The sequence below is a fragment of the Amycolatopsis rhizosphaerae genome, assembly GCF_007713715.1.
Classification (GTDB): domain Bacteria; phylum Actinomycetota; class Actinomycetes; order Mycobacteriales; family Pseudonocardiaceae; genus Amycolatopsis_E; species Amycolatopsis_E rhizosphaerae.
The window spans coordinates 1-3127 of sequence record NZ_VJWX01000669.1 but is presented as its reverse complement, the minus strand read 5'-3'; the positions used below and the strand labels follow the sequence as shown (position 1 = coordinate 3127).

At 72.0% G+C, this 3127-nt stretch carries 2 protein-coding genes and 1 pseudogene; all 3 read left to right on the top strand.

From position 1 onward, the window contains the following. Positions 1–234 (top strand): annotated as a pseudogene (locus FNH05_RS38560) (carboxyl transferase domain-containing protein); the annotation flags it as partial. A gap of 14 nt (positions 235–248) precedes the next feature. Continuing rightward, positions 249–1958, top strand: a complete 1710-nt coding sequence (locus tag FNH05_RS35245) for an AMP-binding protein (RefSeq protein WP_144593177.1) — start codon at positions 249–251, stop codon at positions 1956–1958. A gap of 106 nt (positions 1959–2064) precedes the next feature. Continuing rightward, positions 2065–3057, top strand: coding sequence for an NADPH:quinone oxidoreductase family protein (locus tag FNH05_RS35240; protein WP_246128136.1), 993 nt, complete (start codon positions 2065–2067; stop codon positions 3055–3057). The last annotated feature ends 70 nt before the right edge of the window (positions 3058–3127 follow it).

Genomic DNA, 3127 nt, shown 5'->3' with positions numbered 1-3127 from the left:
GGATACCGGCGGGAACTGGACGCCATCGAGGACCCCGAGGCCCGCCGCCGGGCCTTCGAAGACCTGCTCGCGCAGCACTACGACCGCGGCAAGGCGGTCAACGCCGCGGCGGTTTTCGAACTCGACGATGTGATCGATCCGGCCGAGACACGGTCCTGGGTGAGCGCCGCGCTGCCGCCCGCCGCGTCCCCCGCGGAGCACCGCCCGCGCCGGTCGTTCGTGGACACCTGGTGAGAAGGAGAGAATCCGTGGACCGTCGGCAACGGCTCGAGGCGTACCTGTCCGGGGTCCGGGCACGGCAGGAGAAGGTCCGCCCGGCCGGGACGCCTTCCGAGGTCGTCTACCCGCTGGGCGAGATCGCGATCCCGGAGCACGTGGCGCACTGGGCGCGGCGCTACCCGGACCGGCCGGCGATCGAGTTCGAAGGCCGCACCACCACCTACGGCGAGCTGGACGAGCTCACCCGGCGGCTGGCGGGCTGGCTCGAATCGGCGGGCGTGCGCGCCGGGGACCGGGTCGGGGTGTACCTGCCCAACACGCCCCAGTTCGTGGTGGCGATGCTGGCGGCGTTGCGGCTGGGCGCCGTGCACGTACCGGTGAACCCGATGTTCCAGACCGCGGAACTGGCGCACGAACTGGCCGACAGCGGGGCCGAGGTGGTGATCACCCTCGACGCGCTGCTGCCCACGCTGGCCTCGGCGCGCGACGAGACTCCGGTGCGGACCGTGCTGGTCACCGGTGCGCGCGAGATGGCCGCGGAGGCCACCCCGCCGGTCTTCCCGGACGGCGCGGTGCCCTCCGGCATGACCTCCTGGGCCGAGGCCACCGCCCACGGGCCCGCCGCGGACCGGCCCGGTGACCTGGACGCGCTCGCCGCGCTCAACTACACCGGCGGCACCACCGGAGCGCCCAAGGGCTGCGAGCACACCCAGCGGCACATGCTGTACACGGCGGCCTCCAGCGCCGGTGCCACGCGCACCGCGGCCGACAGCGGTTTCGCCGCGCTCTGCTACATCCCGATCTTCTGGATCGCCGGGGAGAACCTCGGCATCCTGCACCCGCTCGTGCTCGGCGGCACCTCGGTGCTCATGCCCCGCTGGAACGCCCCGCAGGTGCTGGAACTGATCCAGCGGCACCGCGTGACCACCATGGTCGGCACCGTGGAGAACTACCTGGAACTGCTCGACCAGCCCGGCTTCGGCGGCTACGACCTGTCCAGCCTGACCGATCCGATGGCCGTGTCGTTCGTCCGCAAGCTCGATCCCGAGGTGCGCGGGCGGTGGACGGCCGCGGTGGGCACGCATTCCGTGCTGCGCGAGGGCGCGTACGGCATGACCGAGACGCACACCTTCGACACCACGCCGTTCGGTTTCGCCGGAGACGACTTCGACCTGCTCGCCGAGCCGGTGTTCTGCGGGATCCCGGTGCCCGGCACGGACATCGCCGTGGTGTCGTTCGACACGGGCGATCCGGTGCCCCTCGGGGTGGCGGGGGAGATCATCGTGCGCAGCCCGTCGGTGATGACGAGGTACTGGCGCAATCCGGAGGCCACCGCCGAGCAGTTGCGGGACGGCTGGCTGCACACCGGGGACAACGGCCGTCTGGACGCCGACGGCTGCCTGCACTACCTGGGCCGCGACAAGGACATGATCAAGGTCAAGGGGATGAGCGTGTTCCCGGCCGAGGTCGAGATGCTGCTGGCCCGGCACCCCGAGGTGTTCACCGTGGCGGTGGTGCCCGCAGGCCACCCGGACAAGGGGCAGGTTCCCGTCGCGTTCGTGAGCCTGTGCCCCGGCGCCACCGTGGACGCGGCCGGGCTGCGGGAGTGGGCGCGCACGGCGATGGCGTCCTACAAGGTGCCGCTGGTGGAGATCGTCACCGCCTTCCCCATGACCGCCACCGGAAAGATCCGGAAGGTCGAACTGGCCGGAAAGGCCCAGCGCCTGGTGACAGGCTGACACCACTTCTCTTTCGCCGCTTTTCGCCGTGAATTGCCGTGAGGGACCCCCTCACGGCCCTATTCGCCGTGAGGGGGTCCCTCACGGCACACATGGAGGTGTGAGGATGACGACCATGCGGGCGTGGCAGGTGACGCGGCTCGGCGAGCCGCGCGAGGCGCTGGCCGCGGTGGACATCGAAGTTCCGGAACCGGGCCCCGGCAGTCTGCTGGTCCGGGTGCTCGGGGCGGCGGCGAACTTCCCCGACGTGCTGATGTGCCGCGGCGAGTACCAGGTCAAGCCGCCGCTGCCGTTCACCCCGGGCGTCGAGCTGTGCGGTGAGGTCGTGGCGACCGGCGAGGGCGTGACCTCGTTCGCTGTGGGCGACCGGGTGCTGGGCGGGGCCCGCCTGCCGCACGGCGGGTTCGCGGAACTGGCCGTGATGGACGAGGCCAAGACCTTCCCCGCGCCCCCCGGACTCGACGACGTCGAGGCCGCGTCGCTGTTCATCGGCTACCAGACCGGCTGGTTCGGGCTGCACCGCCGCGCCGCCATCAAGGCCGGGGAGACGCTGCTCGTGCACGCCGCGGCCGGTGGGGTCGGGAGTGCGGCGATCCAGCTCGGCAAGGCGGCCGGTGCGCGGGTGATCGGGGTGGCGGGCGGCCCGCGGAAGGCCGCCTACGCCCGCGAGCTCGGCGCCGACGTCGTCGTCGACCGGCACGAGCAGGACTTCGTCGAGGTGGTCAAGGCGGAGACCGGCGGCCGCGGCGCCGACGTGATCTACGACCCGGTGGGCGGGCAGACCTACCAGCGGTCCACCAAGTGCGTCGCGTTCGAGGGCCGGATCGTCGTGGTCGGCTTCGCCGGAGGAGAGATCCAGTCCGTGGCCCTCAACCACGCGCTGGTCAAGAACTATTCGATCCTCGGCCTCCACTGGGGCCTGTACTCCGATCGCGATCCCGCCTCGGTGGCCGCCTGCCACCGGGAGCTGACCCGCCTGGTGGAGGACGGGCTGATCCGGCCGTTCGTCAGCGAGCGGCTGCCGCTGGACGAGCTGCCGGACGGCCTGCAGCGTCTCGGTGACGGTGACACCGTCGGCCGCCTCGTCGTCGTTCCCTGACCGGCCGCGGGTCGAGCCTTTCGGCTCTATCCGCTCAGGCGCGCGCCCCTGGACCCTCACGGGTGTAGAG